The sequence below is a fragment of the Crossiella sp. CA198 genome (genome assembly GCF_052078295.1).
Lineage (GTDB): Bacteria > Actinomycetota > Actinomycetes > Mycobacteriales > Pseudonocardiaceae > Crossiella.
Genome location: NZ_JBQJIM010000039.1, coordinates 39300 through 62725, shown reverse-complemented (window position 1 = coordinate 62725; position 23426 = coordinate 39300). Strand labels below are relative to the sequence as shown.

Annotated in this window: 33 protein-coding genes; 10 read left to right on the top strand and 23 right to left on the bottom strand. The window is 63.2% G+C overall.

The features are described 5' to 3' along the window. Nucleotides 1-63: 63 nt before the first annotated feature. From ACTOWY_RS40905 to ACTOWY_RS40850, 12 genes are all read right to left on the bottom strand, one after another. Nucleotides 64-741 (bottom strand): hypothetical protein, encoded by a 678-nt coding sequence (locus ACTOWY_RS40905; RefSeq protein ID WP_441314971.1) that lies wholly within the window; start codon nt 739-741, stop codon nt 64-66. Nucleotides 742-950: 209 nt separating this feature from the next. After that, a complete protein-coding gene (locus ACTOWY_RS40900; protein WP_441314970.1) occupies nt 951-1094 on the bottom strand; it encodes a hypothetical protein in 144 nt (47 codons plus the stop codon). A 116-nt stretch (nt 1095-1210) separates the two neighbouring features. Beyond that, nucleotides 1211-1546: a WhiB family transcriptional regulator gene (locus ACTOWY_RS40895; protein WP_441314969.1), complete on the bottom strand. Its 336-nt coding sequence runs from the start codon at nt 1544-1546 to the stop codon at nt 1211-1213. 80 nt (nt 1547-1626) lie between these two features. After that, nucleotides 1627-2988 carry an FtsK/SpoIIIE domain-containing protein gene (locus ACTOWY_RS40890; RefSeq protein WP_441314968.1) on the bottom strand — a complete coding sequence of 454 codons (1362 nt, stop codon included), beginning with the start codon at nt 2986-2988 and terminating at the stop codon, nt 1627-1629. A gap of 2 nt (nt 2989-2990) precedes the next feature. Then, nucleotides 2991-3149 carry a hypothetical protein gene (locus tag ACTOWY_RS40885; RefSeq protein WP_441314967.1) on the bottom strand — a complete coding sequence of 53 codons (159 nt, stop codon included), beginning with the start codon at nt 3147-3149 and terminating at the stop codon, nt 2991-2993. A 134-nt stretch (nt 3150-3283) separates the two neighbouring features. Further along, complete coding sequence (locus tag ACTOWY_RS40880) at nt 3284-3466, bottom strand: hypothetical protein (RefSeq protein ID WP_441314966.1); 183 nt, start codon at nt 3464-3466, stop codon at nt 3284-3286. Between the two features lies 1 nt (nt 3467). Then, complete coding sequence (locus ACTOWY_RS40875; protein ID WP_441314965.1) at nt 3468-3728, bottom strand: hypothetical protein; 261 nt, start codon at nt 3726-3728, stop codon at nt 3468-3470. After that, a complete protein-coding gene (locus tag ACTOWY_RS40870; RefSeq protein WP_441314964.1) occupies nt 3728-4120 on the bottom strand; it encodes a hypothetical protein in 393 nt (130 codons plus the stop codon). Before ACTOWY_RS40870 ends, ACTOWY_RS40875 begins: the two co-directional genes overlap by 1 nt. Continuing rightward, the gene (locus ACTOWY_RS40865) at nt 4120-4500 is read right to left on the bottom strand and encodes a hypothetical protein (RefSeq protein WP_441314963.1); all 381 of its coding nucleotides are present in this window, start codon (nt 4498-4500) and stop codon (nt 4120-4122) included. Before ACTOWY_RS40865 ends, ACTOWY_RS40870 begins: the two co-directional genes overlap by 1 nt. Nucleotides 4501-4530: 30 nt before the next feature. Continuing rightward, nucleotides 4531-4908, bottom strand: a complete 378-nt coding sequence (locus tag ACTOWY_RS40860) for a hypothetical protein (RefSeq protein WP_441314962.1) — start codon at nt 4906-4908, stop codon at nt 4531-4533. Continuing rightward, complete coding sequence (locus ACTOWY_RS40855) at nt 4901-5233, bottom strand: hypothetical protein (protein ID WP_441314961.1); 333 nt, start codon at nt 5231-5233, stop codon at nt 4901-4903. The genes ACTOWY_RS40860 and ACTOWY_RS40855 overlap by 8 nt, the downstream gene beginning before the upstream one ends. Nucleotides 5234-5541: 308 nt before the next feature. Next, complete coding sequence (locus ACTOWY_RS40850; protein WP_441314960.1) at nt 5542-5925, bottom strand: hypothetical protein; 384 nt, start codon at nt 5923-5925, stop codon at nt 5542-5544. A 140-nt stretch (nt 5926-6065) separates the two neighbouring features. Here ACTOWY_RS40850 and ACTOWY_RS40845 point away from each other — a divergent pair, with 140 nt between their 5' ends. Together ACTOWY_RS40845 and ACTOWY_RS40840 are read left to right on the top strand one after the other, a co-directional pair. Next, the gene (locus ACTOWY_RS40845; RefSeq protein WP_441314959.1) at nt 6066-6419 is read left to right on the top strand and encodes a winged helix-turn-helix domain-containing protein; all 354 of its coding nucleotides are present in this window, start codon (nt 6066-6068) and stop codon (nt 6417-6419) included. 169 nt (nt 6420-6588) lie between these two features. Next, nucleotides 6589-8046, top strand: coding sequence for a peptide deformylase (locus ACTOWY_RS40840; protein WP_441314958.1), 1458 nt, complete (start codon nt 6589-6591; stop codon nt 8044-8046). Nucleotides 8047-8085: 39 nt separating this feature from the next. On the opposite strand, the gene ACTOWY_RS40835 is transcribed toward ACTOWY_RS40840, so the two are convergent. From ACTOWY_RS40835 to ACTOWY_RS40810, 6 genes are all read right to left on the bottom strand, one after another. Further along, entirely contained in the window at nt 8086-8487 is a 402-nt protein-coding gene (locus ACTOWY_RS40835; protein WP_441314957.1) for a PIN domain-containing protein, read from the bottom strand. 8 nt (nt 8488-8495) lie between these two features. After that, nucleotides 8496-8687, bottom strand: coding sequence for a hypothetical protein (locus ACTOWY_RS40830; protein WP_441314956.1), 192 nt, complete (start codon nt 8685-8687; stop codon nt 8496-8498). A gap of 88 nt (nt 8688-8775) precedes the next feature. Continuing rightward, complete coding sequence (locus ACTOWY_RS40825; RefSeq protein WP_441314955.1) at nt 8776-9015, bottom strand: hypothetical protein; 240 nt, start codon at nt 9013-9015, stop codon at nt 8776-8778. Beyond that, entirely contained in the window at nt 9008-9238 is a 231-nt protein-coding gene (locus tag ACTOWY_RS40820; RefSeq protein WP_441314954.1) for a hypothetical protein, read from the bottom strand. Before ACTOWY_RS40820 ends, ACTOWY_RS40825 begins: the two co-directional genes overlap by 8 nt. Nucleotides 9239-9697: 459 nt before the next feature. Then, nucleotides 9698-10912, bottom strand: a complete 1215-nt coding sequence (locus ACTOWY_RS40815; RefSeq protein WP_441314953.1) for a helix-turn-helix domain-containing protein — start codon at nt 10910-10912, stop codon at nt 9698-9700. A 137-nt stretch (nt 10913-11049) separates the two neighbouring features. Next, entirely contained in the window at nt 11050-12156 is a 1107-nt protein-coding gene (locus ACTOWY_RS40810) for a hypothetical protein (protein WP_441314952.1), read from the bottom strand. Between the two features lie 342 nt (nt 12157-12498). Between ACTOWY_RS40810 and ACTOWY_RS40805 the strand changes: the two genes are divergently transcribed. Together ACTOWY_RS40805 and ACTOWY_RS40800 are read left to right on the top strand one after the other, a co-directional pair. Then, nucleotides 12499-12732 carry a helix-turn-helix domain-containing protein gene (locus tag ACTOWY_RS40805; RefSeq protein WP_441314951.1) on the top strand — a complete coding sequence of 78 codons (234 nt, stop codon included), beginning with the start codon at nt 12499-12501 and terminating at the stop codon, nt 12730-12732. 85 nt (nt 12733-12817) lie between these two features. Beyond that, a complete protein-coding gene (locus ACTOWY_RS40800) occupies nt 12818-13387 on the top strand; it encodes a DUF6879 family protein (RefSeq protein WP_441314950.1) in 570 nt (189 codons plus the stop codon). Between the two features lie 247 nt (nt 13388-13634). Here the strand turns inward: ACTOWY_RS40800 and ACTOWY_RS40795 are convergent, their stop codons facing one another. Both ACTOWY_RS40795 and ACTOWY_RS40790 read right to left on the bottom strand, forming a co-directional pair. After that, nucleotides 13635-14222 (bottom strand): SMI1/KNR4 family protein, encoded by a 588-nt coding sequence (locus ACTOWY_RS40795; protein ID WP_441314949.1) that lies wholly within the window; start codon nt 14220-14222, stop codon nt 13635-13637. Next, the gene (locus tag ACTOWY_RS40790) at nt 14194-16023 is read right to left on the bottom strand and encodes a hypothetical protein (protein ID WP_441314948.1); all 1830 of its coding nucleotides are present in this window, start codon (nt 16021-16023) and stop codon (nt 14194-14196) included. The genes ACTOWY_RS40795 and ACTOWY_RS40790 overlap by 29 nt, the downstream gene beginning before the upstream one ends. A 975-nt stretch (nt 16024-16998) precedes the next feature. Here ACTOWY_RS40790 and ACTOWY_RS40785 point away from each other — a divergent pair. From ACTOWY_RS40785 to ACTOWY_RS40775, 3 genes are all read left to right on the top strand, one after another. Then, complete coding sequence (locus tag ACTOWY_RS40785; protein WP_441314947.1) at nt 16999-17886, top strand: helix-turn-helix domain-containing protein; 888 nt, start codon at nt 16999-17001, stop codon at nt 17884-17886. Then, nucleotides 17883-18089: a DUF397 domain-containing protein gene (locus ACTOWY_RS40780; protein WP_441314946.1), complete on the top strand. Its 207-nt coding sequence runs from the start codon at nt 17883-17885 to the stop codon at nt 18087-18089. The genes ACTOWY_RS40785 and ACTOWY_RS40780 overlap by 4 nt, the downstream gene beginning before the upstream one ends. An 86-nt stretch (nt 18090-18175) precedes the next feature. Continuing rightward, a complete protein-coding gene (locus ACTOWY_RS40775; protein WP_441314945.1) occupies nt 18176-18547 on the top strand; it encodes a hypothetical protein in 372 nt (123 codons plus the stop codon). A gap of 809 nt (nt 18548-19356) precedes the next feature. On the opposite strand, the gene ACTOWY_RS40770 is transcribed toward ACTOWY_RS40775, so the two are convergent. The 3 genes from ACTOWY_RS40770 to ACTOWY_RS40760 all read right to left on the bottom strand — a co-directional run bounded on the left by ACTOWY_RS40770 (nt 19357) and on the right by ACTOWY_RS40760 (nt 21809). Then, nucleotides 19357-19917, bottom strand: coding sequence for a hypothetical protein (locus ACTOWY_RS40770; protein ID WP_441314944.1), 561 nt, complete (start codon nt 19915-19917; stop codon nt 19357-19359). A gap of 102 nt (nt 19918-20019) precedes the next feature. Continuing rightward, nucleotides 20020-20961 (bottom strand): hypothetical protein, encoded by a 942-nt coding sequence (locus ACTOWY_RS40765; protein WP_441314943.1) that lies wholly within the window; start codon nt 20959-20961, stop codon nt 20020-20022. Between the two features lie 89 nt (nt 20962-21050). Next, entirely contained in the window at nt 21051-21809 is a 759-nt protein-coding gene (locus ACTOWY_RS40760; RefSeq protein WP_247755517.1) for a GntR family transcriptional regulator, read from the bottom strand. 133 nt (nt 21810-21942) lie between these two features. On the opposite strand from ACTOWY_RS40760, the gene ACTOWY_RS40755 reads away from it, so the two are divergent. From ACTOWY_RS40755 to ACTOWY_RS40745, 3 genes are read left to right on the top strand one after another with little or no spacing between them, the layout of a single operon-like run. Continuing rightward, nucleotides 21943-22359 (top strand): NADH-quinone oxidoreductase subunit B, encoded by a 417-nt coding sequence (locus tag ACTOWY_RS40755; RefSeq protein WP_441314942.1) that lies wholly within the window; start codon nt 21943-21945, stop codon nt 22357-22359. Further along, a complete protein-coding gene (locus ACTOWY_RS40750) occupies nt 22356-22937 on the top strand; it encodes an NADH-quinone oxidoreductase subunit C (protein WP_441314941.1) in 582 nt (193 codons plus the stop codon). Before ACTOWY_RS40755 ends, ACTOWY_RS40750 begins: the two co-directional genes overlap by 4 nt. Further along, on the top strand, nt 22934-23389 hold the full coding sequence (locus tag ACTOWY_RS40745; RefSeq protein ID WP_441314940.1) for a 4Fe-4S binding protein: 456 nt from the start codon (nt 22934-22936) through the stop codon (nt 23387-23389). Before ACTOWY_RS40750 ends, ACTOWY_RS40745 begins: the two co-directional genes overlap by 4 nt. Nucleotides 23390-23426 lie beyond the last annotated feature (37 nt).

Genomic DNA, 23426 nt, shown 5'->3' with positions numbered 1-23426 from the left:
GACACGGCGGGCAGAGGCAGGGTGCACGCGAATGTCGTGCCCTGCCAACAAAAAGAAGACGACTTACGACGGAACCGAAGGCGGCTCGGAGAGCAGGCGCGTCGCGTAGTGCAGCGGCACCCGCAGCCGTTCGGCGATCTCGTGTGCAGTGACCGCACGGCCCGCACCAGCAGCGTCCCGATGGACCGCGGCGAGTTTGGAGCGCATCGACTCGGACAGCCCCGCCGATGAAGCAGCCGACACCGGGACTGGAGACGTGGCCACGGCACTAGGTACCGGCGAGGGCGACGCCGAGGACGCCGACGCGGCAACCGGGGCTAGGCGGTCACGGGCCTGCACGCAGGCGCTTTGCATGTGCGGAATGACCTCAGCGACGAGGTACACGACCAGCGGAATCACGATGTGCACGAACACCGACCCCGCCGACGGCGAACCGGTAGCCGGGGCCAGCGCTGACCACACATTCATGATCAGCGTCGAGGCCAACAGCAGGTGTTTGAGCCGATGCACCGCCTTGTACGCGGTCGCAACGCCACGCGCGAGCATTTCGGCTTCCCACCGCAACACCGTAATCAGGACACCGGCGAAGCACGGTTCGACCAACCACGCGCCCCACCACGCCGGATCAGCCGCGGAGAGGCCACCGGCCAGGAAGTCATGTACCCCAACCGTGGTGTATCCCAAGCCGCACACCAGAAACAGCCACATCGAGCGGATCAAGCTGACCCGCAGCCGATCCATGGTGACTGCCTGCAAGAGCGGATCAGCAGCCAGAGCATGCAGCCGATGGGATTCGCGCAGCTGCTCACGTAGACGGCGGACCCGCCGAGTCACACCGGGGGAATCCCGTGCTGACTCCTGAATGTTCCCAGGTGGGGCATTGGTGTTGTTGTCAGACAACGGAAAAACCTCCTTCCTGTCCGTTGTGGACGGTGATTGAGGGGAAGGTGTTAGCGGCGCAAGGCCGAGATCGCCGAGCAGATCAGGTATCCAGCGACCAGGGCCACGACGACGGCGCTGGCCACACCGAGCACCAGGTAGGTACCGGCGATCGCTGCGACAGTGACCAGCAGTGCCAGCAGCAGCCGCAGCACACCACGCCAGGACAAGCCAACTAACAGGATGGGACGCATCGAGTCCTCACAGAGTTTGATGTTGTGGGGCAACGGTTTCTGGTTGAGGTGTGCTGCTGGGTCAGACCGGCACCGGATCAGGCCGCCTCGTCGGTGGTGTGCCGACGGTGATAGGCCAGGCGTTCTGCGGCGCTCATCCCGCCGAGCACACCGACGGTGTTGTCCCGTTCCTGACGATCAGCCGCTTCACGGGTCAGGGCATCGGTTCGGCACTGCGCCAGCACTGGACACCCCGCACAGATGGCCTTGGCCTCCCGTACTCGGTTGCGGTCCAGGTGCGGACTTCGACCCGACCGGGTGGCGCACGCGGCGAGCCGGTGCCAGGCCGGACGTTGCCGAGTCGGCCCGAACAGCGCGTTCAGCAGCGTCCGGTAGCCGAGATAGCCGGGGTGATCATATGAGGGGGAAGACATGGCAGCCTCCAGGCGGCAAAGCCGTTGGTAGGTAAGGAAAAAAGGGGAACACAGGCCGGGAAGACGCCGCGGAATGGGTTTCAGGCGGCCCGTAACTTCGGGTTGGGCTTGACGAACTGGACCAGTTCGGCCAGGTCCGCATCGTCGCTGTAGGCCAGGCGTACCCGTAGCGGTGTGCGGGTGCGTTCGTTGACCACGAACCCAATGCCGGCAGTCTCGGCCACCGCCGGGATCTGATCGGCGATCGCACCACGAGCCCGCGCACCATCACCTAGCACCATGTCCGGGTGGGTGGAGCTGGTCACCCGCAGGCACAGCCGGGTGGGGAACAGTTCACGCACCTCGACCACGTCCTTGGACGGCTCTTGAACGTAGGCGTCCACCACGTGGTGGGTGGCCCGACCCATGGAGGTGGCGCGGGAGAGCAGGCCGGAGATTTCCCGTGCCCGCATCGGGTTGTAGGCCAACAAAGTGCCGATCTCATCGACGATCAGATAGTTCAGCGGATACTCCCGGCTGATCGGCACCTTGCGAAGCCGGGCACGCTGCATCCGCCGCTGGGTGGCCTCCATGTCCTCCACAAAGGACTGAATCAACTCCGCGCACGAGTCCGGATCGGTGGCGTAGCAGCCCGGTGGAATCATGGGCTGAATCCAGGAGAACTCAAGCTGCTTGGGATCGCACACCCACACCCGGACAAGGCCGTCTCGGATGGCGGGGGCCAGCGCCCGCAACGTGGCAGCCGGAAGGCTGTTCTTGCCCGCACCGGTCGCCCCCGCGGTCAACGTGTGGGTGCCGTCCAGACGTCGGTACCAGTCCCGCCCGAACTCATCTTCCCCCACATACAGCCGGGTGAAATCGACGTCCTCAGCGGCACGGGGCATGTCCGGGGCCGGGATGAGGTAGGTGAACGGCTCGGTCCACTGCGTCACCAACGCCACCACCCGAGGGGAAACCTGTTCCAGGGCAACCCGTTGCGCGTTCAACCCCGCAGCCAGATGGACCAGTTTGGATTCATAGTCCACCGCGGCCTGCCCGACCGGCAGCCGGACATAGGTCGAGGTGACCGACGGCGTGAGCGCACGAACCTTGAGCACACGGGGGTAGTGCAGCTCCCCGGTGCGCCGGTGCTGGACCACCAGGCCGCAGGCATCGAGCAGGTCATGCCACCGCCGACCCGCAAACGCCCCTGCCCAGCGCTGACGCAGCGAGCGCAGCACCGGAGCCGCATAGGCGTCAAAGGAACCAGGGTGCGCCCGATACCAGGCGCCCACCCCCGCAGCCACACCAGCAGTAGCAAGACCTGTTGGGGTGTAACCAAATTCGGCGCACGCAACACCTAGCGCGGTCGGTGCCGCGAGGATGCCGGGATGCCGAACAAGCCACAGGGCCGCTTTGAACTCCGCGCCCATCGTGCGCTTGGTCTGATCGGTCTTGCCCATGATCACCCACCTGCCGATCGGCGCAGACACATCCGCACCACCACAGCGGCCACGGGCAGCGCAAGACCGAGAATCGGGGCGAGCACAGGGAAAAACAGCGACGCGGCAAGGACCGCGAACAAGTACAGCAGGCCGAGGTGAACGGCCTTACGCTCGGACATGACCTCACCATCCCTTTCACCAAGGGGGAGGGCTCGGCCCGACCGCAACGCCCACCAGGACAGCCACGATCGGGCCGAGCCTGGGGAACAGATACGGTGCGCAGCAACAACAAACGTGAGCTTGTCGCTTGCTTCTAGCGGGGGAGCTGGGCGCGTGCGTGCGAGGTTTCCACGGTCAACACGGCCATGGACTGCGTGAGTGCATCATGCAGCCCGAGGAAGCTCTTGCGGTTGAACGGGATTCCGGCCAGGGCATCCCGCACCAGTTTCATGGCCCTGTCCATATCGGACAGTGCCACATCGAGTTGACGCGACATCTCACACCTGCCATTCCCGAGCAGTCAGCTCCGCCTCATACCGAATCGCCTGCAACTTCAACGCTTCCAGATCCGCGCACGCCTTGCCATACAGCACAACCAACTCATCCGGGGAGGCCATCCGCCACCCACCCGCAGGCGTCCGCCGCTGGGTCATGAGCACGATGAACCGGCGAAAACACGCCAACTCTTCGGTCAAAAGGTCCAGCGCGGCAACGAAGGTTGCGTACCGCTGCTGCGCTGCACTCAACCGCACACCCATCACGCCTCCTCATGGTTCTGAGTCCGATGGACTTTCGTGGCCATGGCTACCCGCTGCGTAACCCACACAGCAGCCTCAGAAATATCCTGCTGCGCATCATCAGCGACCACCAGTTGCCGAGCTTGGAAGTATCTGTAATCACACATAATCTTCTCCTCCCTGCCAAGGATAAGAATCTCCTTGTCCACCAGCTCAGCAATCGAATCAGACTCCCAGCGAGGAACCTTGCTGCACACCGAACCCATCCCGCCCCAGAAGTACGCCTGACGACGATCCGGACAGTAGAAGTACACATGTTTGCCCACACGGTCGATGATGATCGCGGCCCAACCCACCGACTCCATATCGGCCACCAGATTCGCAAGCTCCGGGGCCGGTTCTTTCTCCTGCATCACTCCTCCTGTTCGTGCGCGGTGCGCGCCATTTCTTGTACCGCGTGCATGGCCATACGCGGCATCAGCTCGTGTGTGCGCGGCGGAATCATCAACCGTGAGGCCAACAATCGTTCACCGCCACACGTGATGTGCACTAAATCACCCAGTGCCACAACGTCTTTGGCGACCAGATCCCGGATGTGTTCGCACTGCCAGCGCGGCAGCTCACACGCCGCACCATCGGGGCCATCAATTCGATAGGAACGCTGGGAACGCCCCACCATGGCATGAGGTCCGCTGCTGATCGTGTTGAGAACCAACACCGAGGAACCTACCCCCGCCGCAGCACGCACCGCCGCCATCACCGCGGCTAAATCCGCCTCCTGAGAGTTCGACATTGTTCTTCCCTCCCTTACCTTTCCCGATCGTTAGGTGTCCTTACCCTCGCGGCGACAATGGTTTTCCAGCATCGTGATGGCATGCGAGCGCGCCAGCGCAGAAAGCTCCTTGCTGACATCACCAGCCACGCACAGCTCGTACATCCACAACCGATCCAAGCCATAGCGAACCCGGATGAGACTCCCGACGGTCAGCACATCAACTTCCACCATGGTCTTGATCGCCTCGGCCTTCCAGCGGGGCACCGGGCTGCACCGGTTCGATCCGTCCACCGCGTACGGCAAGCCCGAGCGGATGCACAACACGTGCGGTGTCTGCTTGATGTCCTTGACGACCAGAGCCACCGTGCCGATCGAGAGCGCACCCCGAAAGTCCGACTCCCACTCGCGCCCATCTGATTCATCCATTGTTGTTGCCTCCCTTACGTTTCTGCTTGGCAACACGATCAGCGAGGTCTTCCCAGCGGGGTAACAACCGTTGGGTGGAACGCGGCACGGCCAGCAGCGTCACCGACATCACCACCGCCCCACACCGCAGACGCACCTCATCACCCAGGATGAGAAAACCCTGACGAAGCAACTGGTTCACGACCTCGCCGGTATGCCGCGGGGCAACCTGTATTCGGTCGGTGTCGCACTTGCGATAGACCCGCCCAGCCGCCCCACCCAGAACCAGCAGCGACCCCAACGCATCGGTCACCACCGCCAGGACAGCGCCAATGTCGTTGACCACCCCACCCGCACGCCCTGGGCGTGGCGCAGGCTCAACTACCTCCTGCCCAAAAAGGTCCGTCGCCATAGCCTGTTGTCCTTTCTGTGTAACGGAAACCAAGGCCAACCCCGGAGCACCACTACGACGATCCGGGATTGCCTTCACTTCCGGGCACCCCACACACGGGGCACCGGTTTTAGGCATGGCTCGACCACACTGTGGAATTCTCAAAGAACACGCAGCCCACAAACACGGCTTAGAAACCGTTGGGGGAGAAGAAAAATAGAGCAGAGCGGGTCAGTTGCGTTGGCAAGCCCGCGGAATCCCTGCTAAGCGGCAGCTTCGCGGTAGACCGGCTTGAGCCCCTCGGCCTTCCACCACAAACCTGACGCGGTGATCACACCCGCCTCGTTGCGCATCTCGTAGGTGTTCAGCACCGGCGCGACCAGCTCCACGTAGGTGCCTTCCTCGAAGCCGGGGCCGGGGTCGGCAGGCAGGTTCACCTTGATCTCCTCACCCTTGCCCGGACGCCGGCCGTCTGCGGTCGGCAGCGGCTTGGCGAACACCGTGATCACGTACTGCTCCACACCGGTACGCCGGTCCACCACCGGCGCCAACTCACCGTTGTCCAGCTCACGGACCTTGACCGTGGGTGCCTCGGTCACCAGCAGCCGGAAACCAGCCAGGGCCACCGGGATGTTCTGCAGCGCCATGTCTCCTCCTATATTTGGCCTTGCCTGACCTACTTTGCCATAGAGCGCCCTAGGGCGCAATAGGGCATACGGTAAGAGGTGTCAGCGACCCCTGCCGCGTGCCCTAGTGCGTGCTAGCGCGGGGTCGATACAGTGGACATATGCAGCTCAGTGGGCCGGGATGGCCGTACCAGCAGCTTGCCCGCGACGTGATCCGACGCATCCGCAGCGGCGAGTTCCCGCCAGGTACGCGCCTGCCGAGCTTGCGTGCCCTGGCGCACGAGTACGACACGACACAGACCACCGCGGGCAAGGCGATCAGCGAACTGAGCAGTCTCGGGTACCTGTTGCCCTCCCGTGCGGGGGGCGCATTTGTCGCTGATGCACTCCCCTCGGACGAGCCGACTGCGCCCGGTGACGTACACGCGCTGGCCGCTCGTGTGGGTCAATTGGAGGCACATGTGACCGCACTCACGGAACGTGTGGCGGAGTTGGAAGATCATAAAAGTCGTTAGCCCGTATGGGTTTTTCTCGTTCGCTGTCATGCTTCAACGGAACCATCACGAGCGCACGTGCCGTCAGATGTGCCGAGCAGTCACCAACAAACAGTCACAGTGTGACCACCTGTGACTCTTTCTTGGTCACACCTTGTGTCACATCCGAGGGGGAGAGAGACGAGGAGCAGTGCCCGACGATGACGACTTCCCCACCGAGTTCAAGGTTTTTCGGGATCTGCGAGGACATTCCCAAGAAGCGCTAGGAAAAAGACTCGGTTACGACCGTAGCTACATCAACAAGATCGAAAACGGAAAGAAGCGGCCCCCTGCTGACTTTGTCCGCAAAGCAGATGCCATCCTGGCCGCTGGTGGTCTGCTGTATCGAGCATGGGAATCCGATCGACGGCTAGAGGATCAGGAACAGTCCACATCGGACAGTGCTGGCATCGGCCATGGACTCATCAACGAGCATGAAGATACAACGCTGGCCTACAACGACGGCGAATTCGTCATCACAGTTCAGCGCACGCTGGTGAACAATTCCCTGGAGCCTGTTGAGCGGTATCCGATTCGTATCTCGGTTAACCGGTACCCGGATCAGCCTGACCGCTACAAAACCTTGTACCGCAACGACCCGTTGCTGTGGGAAGAAATTCAACTCGAAGCCCACTGTAACGGTGAGCCGATGTCATGGCAGGTCAAAGCCGACCACGACGCCATCAAAGAACTGTACCTGCTGTTCAAGAATCAGAAGATGCAGTTTCCCTTGTATCCCGGTGAAACTGCCCAAATCGTTTATTGTTTCCGTGTGCCTGCGCGGAAGTGGGGGCCGTGGTTCCAGCGGGCTATCCGGTTGCCCACCAAAAAGCTGACGGTGACGCTGGATTTCCCGATGGATCTCTCGCCTGCGGTATGGGGCAAAGAAACGACCGCGGCGGTCTATCAGATGCCGTTTCGCACGCCCATTCACCGGATCGTCAACGGTGATCGAGCGTTGTATGTCTGGACGACAGATGATCCGCCCCTGGATGCGCGGTATAGGCTGGAGTGGCATTTCAAAGCCGATCCAGAAAAAGAGAACGATATCGTGCAAATTAGCCCGGCTCAAAGTATGGCCGACCTGGGTATTGTCCAGGTGGGTGCGGACATTTTGGCGCACACAGCCCTGCCGTTTGACTTGCCCGCCGAGGCAGCCGAAGCCCGCCGGGTGATCACCGAACTACACACCTGCATGGCGCGCGTGCAGAACGTTCACGTGTTTTCCAAGGGCATGGGTGTTGCAGCCCCTCAGATCAACATCCCCCGCGCTGCTGCTGTGGTCCGCACCGCCGCGGGCGAACTGATTACCCTGCTGAACCCTCGGATCATCGACGCTACCAGCGAATTCGACAAACAATACGAAGGCTGCCTGTCGTTTTTCGATGTACGCGGGATGGTTCCTCGGCCGCTTGCCATACAGGTCGAACACACCGACCTCAACGGCACACCGCACATCACCACATTCCAGCGCGGTCTAGCACGTCTGGTCGCGCACGAGATTGACCACCTCGAAGGGCGTCTGTACACCGACCTCATGGAGCCCGGCGTTGAACCCATTCCCGTCGAGCAGTACCGAGGAACCGGCCACGACTGGAAATACCACTAAAACACGATGGGCTGTACTAGAAATTGTCACCGCAGGCGGTCATGCGGTGACAATTTTTAGACCCTCATGATCGGCAAAGTGTTGAAAGTCCTTGACGTTCTGCGTCAGCAGCGGCAGACCGTGCGTGAGGCAGACCGCGGCCACCCACGTATCGTTGTGAGGCGTCGGCCGACCCACAATCCGGGCACGCCCAGAAATATCGCCCCACGTGGTAGAGATACGCAGTGTCGAGTCAAATACTGGCAACATTCGCAGCCAGTGGGCCAATGCACCCGTGCGCGCTTGTCCCCATTTGCGTACTACCGCCCATTGGCGCATCTCTGCCGCAGTGATAAATGTAATGGTCGGCTCGTACTGCTTGAGCTTGTCCTCTAGATCAGCGGGAAGATTCCGCTTATACAAATTCGACGTCACGTCGGTATCGAGGACAATAAAAGGCACGCACCGAATTATGCCGGATTAGCGTGACGCTCCTGAGTCAGCCATGCCAAGAACTCTTCATGCTCGCCCGGCTCATAGGCATTTTCTGGAGCCAGCAACGCCATTTCCCGTAAAGATCGGGCGCGGAATGGTCCCATGCGTCGCACGATTGCCTCTGGGCTATCGGGATCTTCATAGGGGTGAGTTTCCGATACTGTCATGGTTGCCACCTCCTTTACGTTCACCATTATGCCACGTGTGTCGATACAAGGACATCCCCAGCGACAATGATCAGCCCGCGCGGCCAGGTCACCAGCTCAAGACCGAGGCCACCACGTCCGAGGGTGTGCCCTCCGCACGACGCACGACCCGACCGCCAACCGACCGCCCGGCTTCGGCGTGCTCTGGCCCGTACACCACCACGACGTCGTGAGCGTGGCCTGACTCGCGCAGGTACGCGATCGCTTCCGGGTTGGCGGGGTTGCCGATCAGCGATCCGGTCCAGCCGGTGAGCACCAGGCGCCGCAGCGGCCCCACGCCGTCATCCACGGCCGCCACCATCGGGCAGGAACGCCGCGGGAACCTCGATGCCGGGCCGGATCAAGCGGGCGCGGCGGAACAACTTGACCACCGTCTTATCCAGGACTACCGCGGCTCTGCCGTAGTGCATCCGGTCGGTGATCACCGAGCCGACCGTGACCGAGTCCGAGGTTGACCACTCGCCGACAACCAGGCGCAGGATCACCCCGTAACTGCCGGCCGAAATTTCCAAGGCCCATCCAGGGGAATCCCCGGCTACTGGTTCGCGTTGGGCTTGCTTGGCCCATCGGTGCATGTCTGAGAGCAGCCACGACGTTGTTGATGGTGGGGGCGGTGGAGCCGATGCAGGATCGGGCGCGGCTAGCTCATTGGTGTGCACGCCGAGATCGGACCGACGTCGGTGCGCACCAGCGATGCCCGGTTGACGAACGCTGAACCCGCGCCTCTTGATCATGGGGGAGCCCTCCGGCAGCGTGCGGAGCGGCAGAGCCCGGACAAGCGAGCCCGGCGACCTGTCGGGGTCCGCCCGTCAACCACTTCGGGGGCAATGGCTGGGCGCCCAGGTCCGGGCTCTGCCGCATGAGCGCCACGACCCGCATTCCGGGTGCCGGCCGCGACGTGATCACGCTAAAAGCCCAGGAGGTGTATTTGTTGCCTCGCGGGCAACAGCAGAGATCAACACCCGGATGGATTAAGCGCTCATCCCCATGCGGTACGCCAGCCCGCGCAGCTCACGTCCGACCGCTTCCCGATGCGCACGAGCAAGCAGGTTCGTCACCGTCTCGCGCACGAACGGGTTGTTCCGCACGCGCTGCGGCGCGATCTCCTCGGCCTTGCGCAGCGCCAACACCCCCTGATCACGGGTCTTGCGGTCACTGGCCAGAGTCCGGCCCAGGTCGGTGTAGAACATCGCTTGGCGCGCGGCCGAGGGGATCAGCTCTGGTCGTACGGTGCGGGCGTGTTCGATCACCTTGCCGCCCTGGCCGAGTTCGGTGCCCAGCGATACCCGCCAGATGCCGACGTTGGTGCGCCCGAAGTACAGATGCCCGAACCCACCGACGTCCTGCAGCAGGCGTTGGGCGATGTCATCGGCCTCGGCCAGGTGGTCCATGGCGTCGGCTTCCCGCCGCTGGGCAGCACAGGCCAACGCCGCGTTGAGGTGCAGCATCCCGTAGACCTGCGCGACCTCGGGTGAATCCAGATCGCCCGCCAGTGCGTTGGCCGAGTTCACCGACAGGTTGTACTGACGAGCCCGCCCCGTGGCCCCGGCAGCATGCCCACGCAACCACGCCGCCAAACCCAGCCACTCCGGAGTACCGAGTTCTTCGGCGACCTGTTGGGCGTGGAAGGCTGCCAGCGGCGGAAGTCCTTTCACACCAAGGTTTTTCGTCAACACCGCCGCGGTGTGGTAGACGTGCATGAGTCCCCGCAGCACCTCGAACCGCCGTGCCGGATCGGCCACGTAGGTGGCGTGCAGATCAGCCAGCAGCCGAGGCACCAACAACCCCTGCCCGGCGTAATCGGTGGCCGGGCGCAGTTCGTGGTTGAGCCGGTGCAGGTCGGCCGCCACCTGCGGCCACGGGCGAGGGGCAAGGTCCGGCGGTTGGCCAAGCGCGTAATCCGACAGCGCTGCTTCCACCTCGGCCAGGGCGGCTTGAGCTTCCGCGGTGACCGGATCGGACGACGGGTACGGCTGCTCAGTCAGATCGGTCGGGGACACCCGCAACGTCGCGGCCAAGGCTTCGAGCACCGCGCGTTTGGTCACCGCACGTTCCCCGCGCTCCAGACGGCTCAGGTAGCCCGCAGAGATACCGGACAGCTCAGCGACCGCCCGCAGCGAAAGCTTGCGCCAGGTCCGCAGCTCACGGACACGCTTACCGATCATGGCGTGGTCATCGAAGTACACGAAGTGCCTCCCAGCAGGCACGGGGGCAGGTGCTCCTCCTACGGTACCCCCGCCGCTAGGCCACCCGGCACGGTCAAGACCAGCACCACGACGGCCACCACCGGCATGATGATCAAGCAGCGTGCGTCTCATTGTGCTTACAGGACAGCAATTTCTCGGTTGAGTGTCCAGGTGAATGTGACACCCGAGCCGGGAAGAACCCAGTCATCGCAGCCCACAGTAATGGTCGGCACCACCGCACCGACAGGGCTCGTATAGACGCGAGGAGGGTGTGCGCTAGTAAAAAATTCGTGTGCACTGACGCTATTGATGTTGCACTGGTGGTGGGTGAACGTGATCGACAGGCTGTTGCTGGGCTTGGTCAGACTGAACGATAAAGCGTGACCGTGCTGAGGAATCAGGACGCGATAGTGATAGGCGACGTGATAGCCACGTGCGGTGGCTTCCTGTTGTTGATCCAGTGTCACAGTGTGGCACTGCCCGCTCGCGTCACGCTCGGCACCAATGTCCTGGGGGACACCGTTGATGGCGTACCGCACTAGCTCAAAAGCATCGGGTGAGCCAGCAGAAATGTCCTTAGTGGTAGGGAAAAACCAAACGACAGGGCTAGTCGGGTCGGCGGTAGCGTCACGGTAGCGAGAACGATCACTCACGCAATAAAACCGCTCCATTCGCGGAAGCGTGGCCAAGTGGTGTTCCCACACGAAGTCAGCGACGAACATCGCGTGCGGACCAGTCGCCGGTCCATCCGCCCACGGTGTCAGAGTGATCGAGACGCGAGTATCGGAGCTAGTGACCGCGGAGCGATCGACTTGCCGACGTAAGTTCTGGACCACAGCCCGAGCTAGCTCGGGCTGCTTTAGCCCTACGGCTAAAGCCTTTTCCGCTACCTGCATGGTCTTATCGACCGATGCTATCCGCTCGAAGTCCTCAGCGGTGGCGGAAAACCCGTCCAGCACGCTCGCTCGAATAACCGGAGCCATCTCCTCAATGACCGACCGAAGTTGACTTCGCGTGCGCGCCTCGGAATCACGCCCTTCCATGTAATCCAAGGCAATCGCGATTACGCCCGCGCTCACCAAAGCGCCGCCCAGATCCTTCAGCGGTAGTAGCTCGATCTGCTTGATGCCATCGACCTGAGCCAACACCAACAAGGCAAGACCCGCCACAGTGAGAATGACCGCGAGCAGCGTTAATTTGGTTCGGTAGAGCCGGTGTAATAAGCCACCCTGACCATCATCCACAACGCCGGATCGTACGACACGGCGACAATGCATTCAGGGGTATCGGTAGAATTGCAGGTCGGACCCCGGAGCTACCATCTTCGGGGTCCGACCTTATTACTGTGTTGGGTGGTTACTTTTTCTTCGGTGGGCTACTACACCCGCCGCCGACCGTTCCGCTCGTTCCGGTGTGGCTATCACGCACAATGCGGCGTCGCGCCATATGTCCTCCTATCCCGCTGCACGAGCTGTCGACGCCCGCCGAGCTGGGTCGTATGTCCCATCCCCGATGGCCAGGGTCGGCGAGCCGCCGCACGATATCCGATTTTGGGATATCCGCAGGTGGAGTAGTGCGGTCATCGGGTGGAGAAGTCGATCTACTCAGCCGAGTATCAACAGCTCTGCGCCCTACTCCAGACGCTGAGGTTGGAGGCCGGACTTACCCAGGTACAAGTAGCCGAACGCCTCGATGAGCCACAGTCGTTCGTCAGCAAGTACGAGGCCGGTCAGCGCCGCCTGGACGTGATCGAGCTGCACCACGTCGCCCAAGCCCTCGGCATCACCCTGCGGCACATCCTGGACCGCCTCGGCCTCTGAACCGCCCGACAGCCGTCCAACCGCGTCCGTGCGAGTGTGATCTACCTCCAGGCGCCAGCAGGGGCACCGTGGTATCCACATCTGTGTGAGAGCCGAGCGTGCTGCAGCCGACCAGGCGGGTGGTTCTACCGAGCCGCCGCGCCGCACGGCGCTGGGCCGTGACGCCCTGTGGACGCTGTTCGAGCAGTTCACGCGCACCGCGTGGCGGCTGGAAACTCACCTGGTGTACCGCATCCCTGGCGAACGCAGCTATTTGGGAGATTTCCTGCGTGGGGAACCGCGGCCTGCCGAGCACAACGCCGAGTGGCACGAACACTTGCGGACGTGGTCAGGCCAGGGCAAGACGGTCACGCGCGTCAAGTGCCTCCGCCGGCCGCTGACCGACTACCAACGCTACGAACTCGCCTGGGGACTGCCACCCAATGCCGAAGCAGGCGAAGACGTGCGAATCCTGGACCTCGGAGCCCATCCCGATGTTGTGCCACCCCAGGATTATTGGGTTTTCGACGACAGAACCGTGGTCCTGGTGAATTACAATGCCGAAGGAGCCTGGACAAGTCATGAACTAGTCCAGGGCGTTGAGGTTGATCACTATCTTGCCTGGCGACTTACGGTGAATAAGTACGCGGTTCCGTGGCTGGAATTTAGAAGCTGAAGTTCGCTACGCGTGACTACCTTCCGGCTGACCTCGGGAACCACTCGAAAATCCGCCAACTCTTGACGCATTCTCGTACTAATTTTCCGTGCCGCCGAGGCGCGGGTAATGTGATCGACACATGCTTTGTGGTGTCCGGGCGCCACCTTTCATGGTACTTCATGTTGTCCTATAAGGGGCGGTGTTCCAGTCGGGATGACCATGACCGCCGCGATGTAGCCGTCTGTTTCGCTGCCAGAATGTGGCCCTAGCTGACGTTTGGGTTCTTCTCTGCCGTCTCTTCTTCGAGAATCTTTTCGTAGTGTTGGTAAATAGCTTGATAGAACTCGAAGAAGTTGTCGTACAAGTCGCCATCGACCAGGGGGATCCAAACGACTTGGTGTCCACCGTCAACAATGGGTCCACCCCACCAGATGGCAAAAATCTGAGCGCTTTCTGGGTTGAACGTAATGGGATATATTTCGTCACGTGGCGGGAAGTTGACGTCGTCAGGGAGCGAGTCGTAAAAGTCATCAAGATACTCGTTTAAAAGTTCCCACGTGGGACCTTGTCCAAGGTCATTTGCTCCTAGTAGGTAGTAATAGAGAAAGAACTCGTCCCATCCGTTGCCGTAGCTCAAAAAAGCCCGGTGTTGCGGGTCTAGGGGATGTCCTAGCCGGTGTTCTGCTGCGGCTAGCTCTTCGGGTGTTGCGGCGACATGGGGGATAGTGAAGCGGAACAAGTTGTTGCTCGCCTGAGCCGTTTTCCGTCGTAGTTCGCCCATGGCGACGATCAGGTCCGGCCACGGCGGCACGTCATGACCTGGGTTAGGCATCGTGCGGGTCTCCTTCGGCACGTCGTCGTCGGTACTCTGCTGCTTGGTCTGCTTGCTCTTGTGAGACGTACTGGAGGGCGAACACGGTGGGCTTGTAGCCGATACGATAGCGGCTGTTCTGCCCTCCCAGGGAGCCGTTCACTCTGGAGTCCATGTCGATCCACTTGTAAGCTTCGCCTCGGCCTGTCCAGCTAGCGTCAGGCCCATGACCGGCCACCCCCTTGTACGGGGTTTTCGCAGCCTTCGCGCGTTCCTTTTCGCGGTAAATTGCCGTTTCTATCTCAAGGGATAGCGCATTCTTGGTGGTTGAAACTCGCCCTGTTCGTGATAGTGCCCCTGCGGCTAGTGCTTCATTGGCCACTGCAACGTAGTCTTCATACTGAACAATTTGTTCAGGTGTCGCCCACGGTGCGACTTTAAAGACTACTGGGCCGCCTGACTTTTTTTCGTGTCCGTCTTTTGCTCTGACGGTGACTCCATGCGACACAACCACGGTGTCGTCGAGGGCGCTGGTGTCGAAAGTATGTGTTTCTGGGCGCGGACCTTTGGGAATGATCGCGGCTTGCATGCCAGGGATCGCTGCCCCGCCTGCTAAGGCCAGTGGGTGAGGAAAAGGCAGTCGGAGCCGTTCCCAGAATCCGCCACGGACAGCCGGTAGTGAGGTGCTTGCTATCTCGGCTGTCAGGTCTGCGAGTTGGCGGATTCGGAAAAGTGGTTTGCCTGCAAGGATAAGTACCGCGGCTACCGCGGTGGCCAGAAACATTTCAAACGCTGCGGACAGGCCGTTGCTGGTTTCCAGAATCCAGTTCAGTGCCAGGGTGTGTACCCCTGCTAGTACTGCGAACAGGATTGCGGTGAACACGGCAGCGGCGACCGCGCGCCCTACGGCACGTAGTACGCCGTGGTGCACGATCGCCACCAAACCGAGCACCGGCCCAGCAAGAACAACTACCCGCAAGATGACCTGCGCGAGCAGAATGCCCAGCTTGACTAGAAGCTGGAACATGCCGTACACGACGGATTGCAGGAAGGCCAGGAGCCCGTAGCCGGTGCGGGCGCCGCTACCGCCGTCGGCATAGGCGGTGGAGTCACCGATTTTGCCGCGTAGGGCAAGATAGTCCTGCTTTTTCTGCGCTACGGTCACCTGGCCGGCGGCGGCTTCGGTTTTGGTGAATCCTTGGCTGCGGGCGAGGTCGCGGGCGTACTGCTGGGCTTGCTCGGAGTCGGGAGAGCCGAACTGGCCGCTGACCCAGTTGCGGTACACCACCGACTCGTGCAGCAACGTCGGTAGCGTGTGCTGTTGCTCGATCCTGACCGCGGACAGCAGATCGGCTTGTACCTGCGACGTGCCGGTAATCAACACTCTGTCAAGAACATGGGTGTACAGCAGCGGGGTAAAGAATGTGGCCGAGGCGAGCCACAAGCCGCCTAGTGCCATCAACGCTTTTCTGCTGATTCGGGCTAGATTGCCGCGCCAGATCAACGGAAACAGGATCAGCGAGGAAACAATCAGCACGAGCCCCAGCAGCGGAACGGTGACCCGGTTGTACAGCGCCGCGGTGCCGGTGGTGATCAGGTCATCAAACGGCTTGGCTAATTCCTGATTGCTCAGGGTGTAGTGCAGTCCGTTGGTGGTGCCGATGACGACTTTTGCCGTGTTGAAAAGCTGATTTCCGGCCCAGGTGTCCATACCGGCGATGGAGGTGGGGGCTTTGCATTGCGGATTGTGCAGGTGCCAGATCAGCCCGGCGTAGCCGCTTTCGTGGTAGACGCTGCCAGGGGTTCCGGCAGTGGCCGGGGTGGGGTCCAGGGCGCCGACCACACCGGAACCAGGCCGATCCGGATTAGGCGCACACTCGGTGGACTGCGCGCCAGCAGGAACACCCAGAAATACCTGGAGAGCCAGCAGGGCAAACGTTGCCAGCAGTGGCCAGCGTCGAGCACGGGAACGGGTGCGTGCGGCAAGGCAAGGTCTTTGGCGTGGCATGCTCGCTCAGGTGGCCTCGGCAAACGTAGGGCGGTGAGGCTGGCACATGCCAAGCGTGTCACGCAATAGGTTCGGCACCACCGCACCCGTTACTGGCTAATGATCAATAACTGGTACGGCTTGCTGATCTTGCCTCGACTCTCCCAGGACGCGATGAACCCATGGCAAAGAGAAAACCGACCCACAAGTGATCCATGCTGACGGCACCGACCCGTGCGCCTGTCAGCTCGTGTATCGCGAGTTTGGCAACAACCTCCCGCATGCCGCCTGGTGCGTTCTACGACGATCACGAGTACGGCCGTCCCGGACATCCATCTGAGGCTAGGGCGCTACGCGTGGCCTTCCCTAGGCTGATCTAGTGGGACTACTCGGAACTCGGACATTTCTCGGCGCCTGTGCTTTTCTATCTGCCTTACCACCGAGGCGGGAATCTTGAGGGTCACGTGCTTTGTGGCGTCCAGTAGATAGTAAGTGAAGGCGCCTCGGTCATCATGGGTGATAGATCGTTCTACGAGCACCCTGCATTTATGACTGATTTCGAAATCATGACCGTCAACCATGGGTCTCCACATCGCTGTCCCCGATAAGCACAAAGCCGATGCACTAACCTGATCGTGTGAGGAATCGAGTTAGTGCATACGGCCCTGGCCGTGCAGTTTTAGCTGCACAGTGTCGGTTATATCCCATAACCCCCTCTAACCGACACTGTGCAGGCTAAAAGTCATTCGAATGGATTAAGCAAATTCCGTTCGACGGCAGCGCAACTACTTTCAGTAATTGCGCTTGCGTGTGGTTGAGAGGCAGGGGGTTGTGGACAGCAAAGTCGCGCGCCAAACGTCAGCGCGTCTGGGGTTGGGTGGGGAACTCCAACGGTTACGCAAGCGCAAAGGCGTCACACAAGGAGCCGTAGCGCAAGCAGCGGGACTCACGCGTGATCGAATCAGCAAACTAGAATCTGGCAAAACCAGTCTGTCTGCCGACGAAATTGCCGCAATTCTGACCTTTCTGGACGCCTCTGCGGAAGAAGCGACAGCACTGCATGAGTTGGCCGATAGGGCGCGAAAGCGGCGCAGGCTGACCCGCGCCGAATCAGCGCGCAAGCATACGGCTCTCATTCCGCCTGAGCATCGACGCCGGATCGACATGGAATCTGAAGCCACCGCTATTTGGTCTTACAACGCCGGTCTCTTGCCCCTGGAAATACAGTCACCGGACTACATGCGGATGCTGCTCACGGCAGGTGATGGGGTCTTTTGGCCACCATCCGAGGACGGCATCGCTAACAGAGTTAAGGCCAGGCTTGATCGTCAAAACAGCATTCTTCGGTCAGTGCCACCAAAGAGCTTGAGATTGATCTTTAGCGAGGAAGCTTTACTGACTCACCGATCCACGAGCGAGATCATGAAGGGTCAATTAGCGTATATCGTCGGCCTCGCCGAGGAACTTCCCAACCTCAGCATGCACATGATTGAAACGGCTGACCCGCGCAATCCTGCCCGCGACGGCGCACTCTCTGTGCTGGAATTTTCCGGGGCAGCGCGGATCGCGTTCACCCAAGTTGTGTACGGCGCGTCTCAATGTCTCAGGAAGAAAACTGATACCGACGCAATCATGCGGGTCATGGACAGGTTGCGGGAAATTGCCTACAGCCCAACAGAAACACTCGAACTCATCCGTAAAAAGTTGCAGGAACTATGAAAACCTTCAAGCAGCACTATTGGAGGAAAAGCACTAGGAGTGGAGGAAATGACGGGGGTGGTTGTGTTGAATGTTCCTTCGTCCTGGCTGGGATAGTTGGTGTGCGAGACAGCAAAAACCGAACCGGGCCACAGCTAGTCTTCAGTGTAGAGGCATGGAACTATTTCCTTGTGCAACTGAAATCCCCTAGTGCTGCCAAGTAACGCCCCAGCCGTGTCCACCGACCACACTGCACACAGCGAACGTGCAGAAGTGAGGGCGGTGGGTCATGGGTCCGTGGTGGGCGGATGTGCTCAAGATCGGCGGTGGGGCCATCCTCGGATTCTTCTTCGCTCGGATCAACAAGAGGTTGGACAAGCGCCAGGAGACCAGGGAGAAGGACGCCGCCCGAACGCCGAAGTTCATCATCGAGCGGTCACGGACGAACTGGTATCGACTGGTGAACGCCGGAGATGCCACCGCTACCGAGGTCACGCTGATCTTGGGCAAGTTCCCGGAGGGCTTCACCCGTCACATCCCCAAGGTGGTCACACTCGCGCCCGCAGCAGCGCATGACTTCTTCGCACAGAGCATGTCCGGGCACCGTCTTCCAGGCCACTTCATGGTGTCCTGTAAGGAAATCCCCGATCCGATCGCGGTAACTATGCCCGTCGCCAGGTAGATGTGGCCGGTGTGTTCAGAGTTTCTTTTCTTGTTCAAGGCGGCCCCCTGCGGGGGCCGCTCGGCCTGGTGCTCATCCTGCCGCGGAAGACGGAGCCCCCGATGTTGTGCGGAGCGCCCAAGCGGACCTAACGGTCCGCGGGCGCTCCGCCGAGGCATGGGGCACCGTCCCGCGGCAGGGAGGAGGCCGAGCGTCCCCCACAGGGAACCGCGGTGGTGAAGTCGGTACGAGCGCGAGGGCGGCCGGCATATCTCGGGGCTGGGGCGCTCGGCTGCCGCGCCCATGGACAACCCAATGCTTCGCACACGGGTTGACCACAGGCTTGCCAACGGGAAGCCGGGTTCCGTAGCCGAGTGGTTGAGGGCACCGGTCTTGGGGGACGTCAAGGGCGTGCATCCTGCGAGGCCGCCCCTCCAGAGTCAAGGGCGCTGACGCGTCGGCTCTGCCGATGGGTCGGAGATCCACCCTGGACTCGGGAGCCTCTGCGACCTCTAAACGGGCATGCGCGGTCAGGCCAGGGCCTGCCCCGTGGAGCGCACGCCCTTGACGTCCTTGGGGTCGAGCACGGAACAGGCACGGAACGGCACCTATCCAGGCGGGTCCGAAACTGCCTAATTGTGCAGGTCAGCGCCGGATCAGCCGAAATTCCGAAGCGCCGCACGATGGAACTCCGCGGCTGAATGACCTGTTTCCGGGGCCGCGCCGTGACGAGTACGCGGAGGAACGACGAAGGCCCCCGGCAAGATCACTCGCCGGGGGCCTGACCGCTCACCTGCTCGGCACGACGAGGTGTTCGCTGGGTCTGCCGGTCATTCTGGCGCGGTGATGCTCCGGGCCAGTACGTCGGAGAGCGACGTGACTGAGTCCAGTTCGGCGTCACTGAGTTTGTTGATCGCCGCCTTGCCCGCTTGCGCCTCGGCGGTCGTGGGCAGGTCCCCATCGAGCAGACCGGGGAGGGCCAGTTCATAGCCGCAGCGCGCCCGAGGGCTGTATCGGTGTCTGGTTCGCGCTACCGCGGATGCGACGCGGATCGCGTGCTCATTGCCAGGGGGCACGTGCGGGCGGTCGATCTCCTTGGCGGCAAACCGGTACCCGTTCGCTTGGTCGCATCGATGACATCCCACCCGGCCGGCGCCCAGGGTGCTGTGACAGTCCTGGCAGGTAAGACGGTTCAGGGCGCCATCCACGACACGCCACTCGAACTCGGATGGGTCTTGCAGCACTGCCTCGGCCAGTGCTGTCTCCTCCGGGCTGCCGGCCACGACGTCAAAGCCCGCCTGGAACGCCTGCCAGGCAGACTCGATGCTGGCCTCAATCTCCACCAGGGCAACGGCTGGCCGCCCGCCGCGTGGAAGCTGTCCATGCTTCACAACACGAGCCTAATCCGGTCATAGCTCGCCACCGACGGCAGCGGGCCGGTGCGGAACCACCTCGACGAGACTCGGCACCGTCGTCATAAGTCCAGCTCAGGGTCACGGGCCCTTGTGCCACACCAGGCCGTGGAAGATGAACCGGCCGTTGGCCGAGGGCGAGGTCGGCAGCGCGATCACCCGGAGCCGGGCGTAGCGGCCCTCCCGGCTCCGGGCGCACAGGTGCGTGCCGACCCGCAGCGCGCTGAAGTTCACCCGGCCGGTCAGGCCCTTGGCGTTGCGGCAGGCGAACCAGTCCGGCTCGCCGCCTGCCATCACCGCGAGCTGCGCGCCCAGCGCGGTGGTGATCCCGGCGCCGTCCATGTTCAGGTCGCCGTCACGCTCATGCTGCTGCCGCCAGTAGTCCATCCACACCGAGTCATCGCCCGGCGTCGTGTTCAGCGTGACCTCGCGCTGATGGCTGGGCGGCGGTGCCTGCCCGGTGGCCGGCCCCGGGGTGTCCTGCCGGTCCTGGCCAGTGCTGGTGGTCGGGGGCAGCGGCCGTTCCGTCGATGCGCCGCCCGGTGACGTGGTCCCTGGCGGTGGCCGCCCGGACAGTCCGCTGGGACTGGGTGCCGGACTGGGCGAGGCGCCCGTGGACGAGCTGGGCGGGGCGTCGGTGGCCGGACCGCTCGACGGCCCGGCGCCGGTCGTGGGCAGCGCGGTGGGCGGTGGCCCGGCGGTGCCGCCGGGAACGGCCAGCCACAGCCACAACCCGGCGCCCACCGTCAGCACGCAGCTCAGCGCCAGCAATGCGCTCGCCGGCCTGCCGTGACCACCGTGCCTGCGGCCCCAGACCAGCCACACCAGCAGGAACAACCCCGCCAGCAGCAGCACGACCGCCACCAGCACCCGGACGCCCTGCCACAGCGCCAGTCTGGCCTGCAGCACCAGGCCCGCCACCGCGAGGACCACGCTGATCGTGGCCAGCAACTCCTTGCGCACGTCGGCGAGTACCGGTGCCGTCCCCCGTCCCGGCTCCCCGGGACTGTCCTTGTCCGCCACGTGTCCCCTCGGCTGCCGCGGCCCGTCTCATCGGAAAATGAGCTGAGCCTGTATTCGCGGCCGCCGTGGCCGGTGTTACCCGGCGCCGCTCAGGCCGGGAACTCGTACTCCAGCACGTAGGAACCCGCGTCCAGGGTCATCTCGGTGACCTCGATCGCCTCGCCGGTGGTGGTGAAAGCGGTGCGCACGATCACCACCAGCGGGGTGCCCGGTTCCAGCCGCAGCGCCTTGGCCTCCTCGCCGCGGGGCATCCGGGCCCTGATCTCCTCGCGGAAGGCCGCGGCCGGCTTGCCCAGCTCGCGCAGCCGGGCGTAAACGCCGCCGGGGCCGGGATTGGCCCTGGTGAGCGCGGAACCGGCGACCAGCGAGGCCGGGAAGTAGGACACCGACAGCATCACCGGGTGACCGTCCACCAGGTTGCGCCGCCGCCGGGCCCAGACCCGGGCCGGTTCGTGCTGGCCGAGCACCCGCGCCACGTAGTGCGGCGCCTGTTCCTCGGCCACCTCGACGTTGTCGATGGTCAGCGTGCGACCGGTGAGATCGGTCTCCCACCGGCTCGGCCAGGACGCGCTGCGATCCCCGCGCAGCCGCTGCGGCGAGTTGCGCCTGATCGGCCGGTCGTCCCGGACATAAACCCCCGAACCCCGGCGAGACCAGGTCAGACCCTCGTTCTTCAGTACCTCCAACGCCGCCCGAACCGTCATCCGCGCCGCACCGTGCCGCTCCATCAGCTCGTTCTCGCCGGGCAGACGCGCGCCGGGCGGGTACTTGCCGCAGGAGATGGCGGTTCGGAGTTCATCGGCTATGCCGCGGAATTTAACCCGGTACGCAGAGCCCGCCTCAGCCACTGGATCGGCCCCTCTCGAGTCGCAGTTGCCGAGCGCCAGGGTACTCTCTTTCCGTAATCAACTAGCTACGGTCCGCCTACAAAACCCATGTCAATCGCTGCTCCAAGTGGGCGGTCTTTTACTCTCGGGAGCTGTGAACACCGCTGTAGAGCTGAACTGGGGGACCACCTACCAGGTCACCGTGCTCGATCTCGGCCTCGCCTGTTGCGGGGTGGAGGTGATGGCCGCCCTGAACGGATCCGACCTGGCCGGATACGGGATCGACCCCGCTGGTGGCCCGGAGCGGGCCCAGGTGCTGGTGGTCTCCGGCACGGTCACCGACGTGATGCTGCCCGCGATCCTGGCCACCTACCGCGAGCTGCCCGAACCGAAATACGTGCTCTCCGTCGGCGCCTGCTCCAACACCGGCGGCCCGTACTGGGACTCCTACGCGGTGACCAAGGGCATCGACCAGCTGCTGCCGGTGCACGTGGCCGTGCCCGGCTGCCCGCCGCGCCCGGAGGCGCTGCTGGAAGGCATGGTCGCGCTGCACAAGCTGGTGCGGTCATGACCAGCCTCGCCCTCGCCGGGGAACTCGCCGCCCTGCTGCCCGAGGTCACCGTGAAAACGGCCTTCGGGCAGAGCACCGCGCACGTGCCGGTCACCGCCTGGGCCACCGCCGCCCGGCAGGTCAGGGACGAGCTGGGCTGTGTGCTCTTCGACTGGCTGGGCGCGGAGGACGCGGGCCGCCCCGGCGCCCTCGGCGGCACGCACGCGGTCACCCTGCACGTGCTGCGGCCGGGGCCGTGGACCGGCCTGCTGCTGCGCACCGAGGTGCCCGCGGGTGAAGCGCTGCCCAGCGTGGCCGCGGTGTGGGCAGGGGCGGCCTGGCACGAGCGGGAAGCGGCCGAGATGTTCGGCCTTGACCTGGCCGAACACCCCGATCCACGCAGGCTGCTGCTGCCGGATTCGTTTTCCGGGCACCCGCTGCGCAAGGATTTCGTGCTGGCCGCCCGTGTGGTCCGGCCCTGGCCTGGCGCGCTGGAACCCGGCGAGGATGGCACCGGCGCGCCCAGCCGCAGGCGGATCGCGCCACCAGGTGTGCCCGGCCCCGAATGGGGACCGCGCCGAGACGAGGGAGCCCAGTGACCACCCAGCCCGAGGACCTGGCGCCGCGCACCCGAGGCGTGATCGCGTTGCTGGAGGCCAACTGCACGGTGTGCATGCTGTGCGCCCGGGAGTGCCCGGACTGGTGCATCCACATCACCTCGCACACCGAGACGGTGCAGACGCCGGGATCGGCGCGGGCCCGCCAGCGCAACGTGCTGGACCGCTTCGCCATCGACTACGGCCAGTGCCTCTACTGCGGCATCTGCGTGGAGGTCTGCCCGTTCGACGCGCTGCACTGGGCGCCGGACTTCGGCTACCCCGGCACCGGCTCGCCCGACGGCGCGGGCGCGGTGGCCGAACTGGTGCACGAGCGGGACCGGCTGGGGGAGTGGGTGGCCGCCGCGCCGCCGCCCCCACCGCTGGATCCGGCCGCCGAAGTGGCCCCGGAGGCGGCATCCAGGGGCGGTCGGGGCAGCCGCCCAGGAACCTGACGCCTCCTTCACACGTTGACTCCATCGGCAGGCCGAT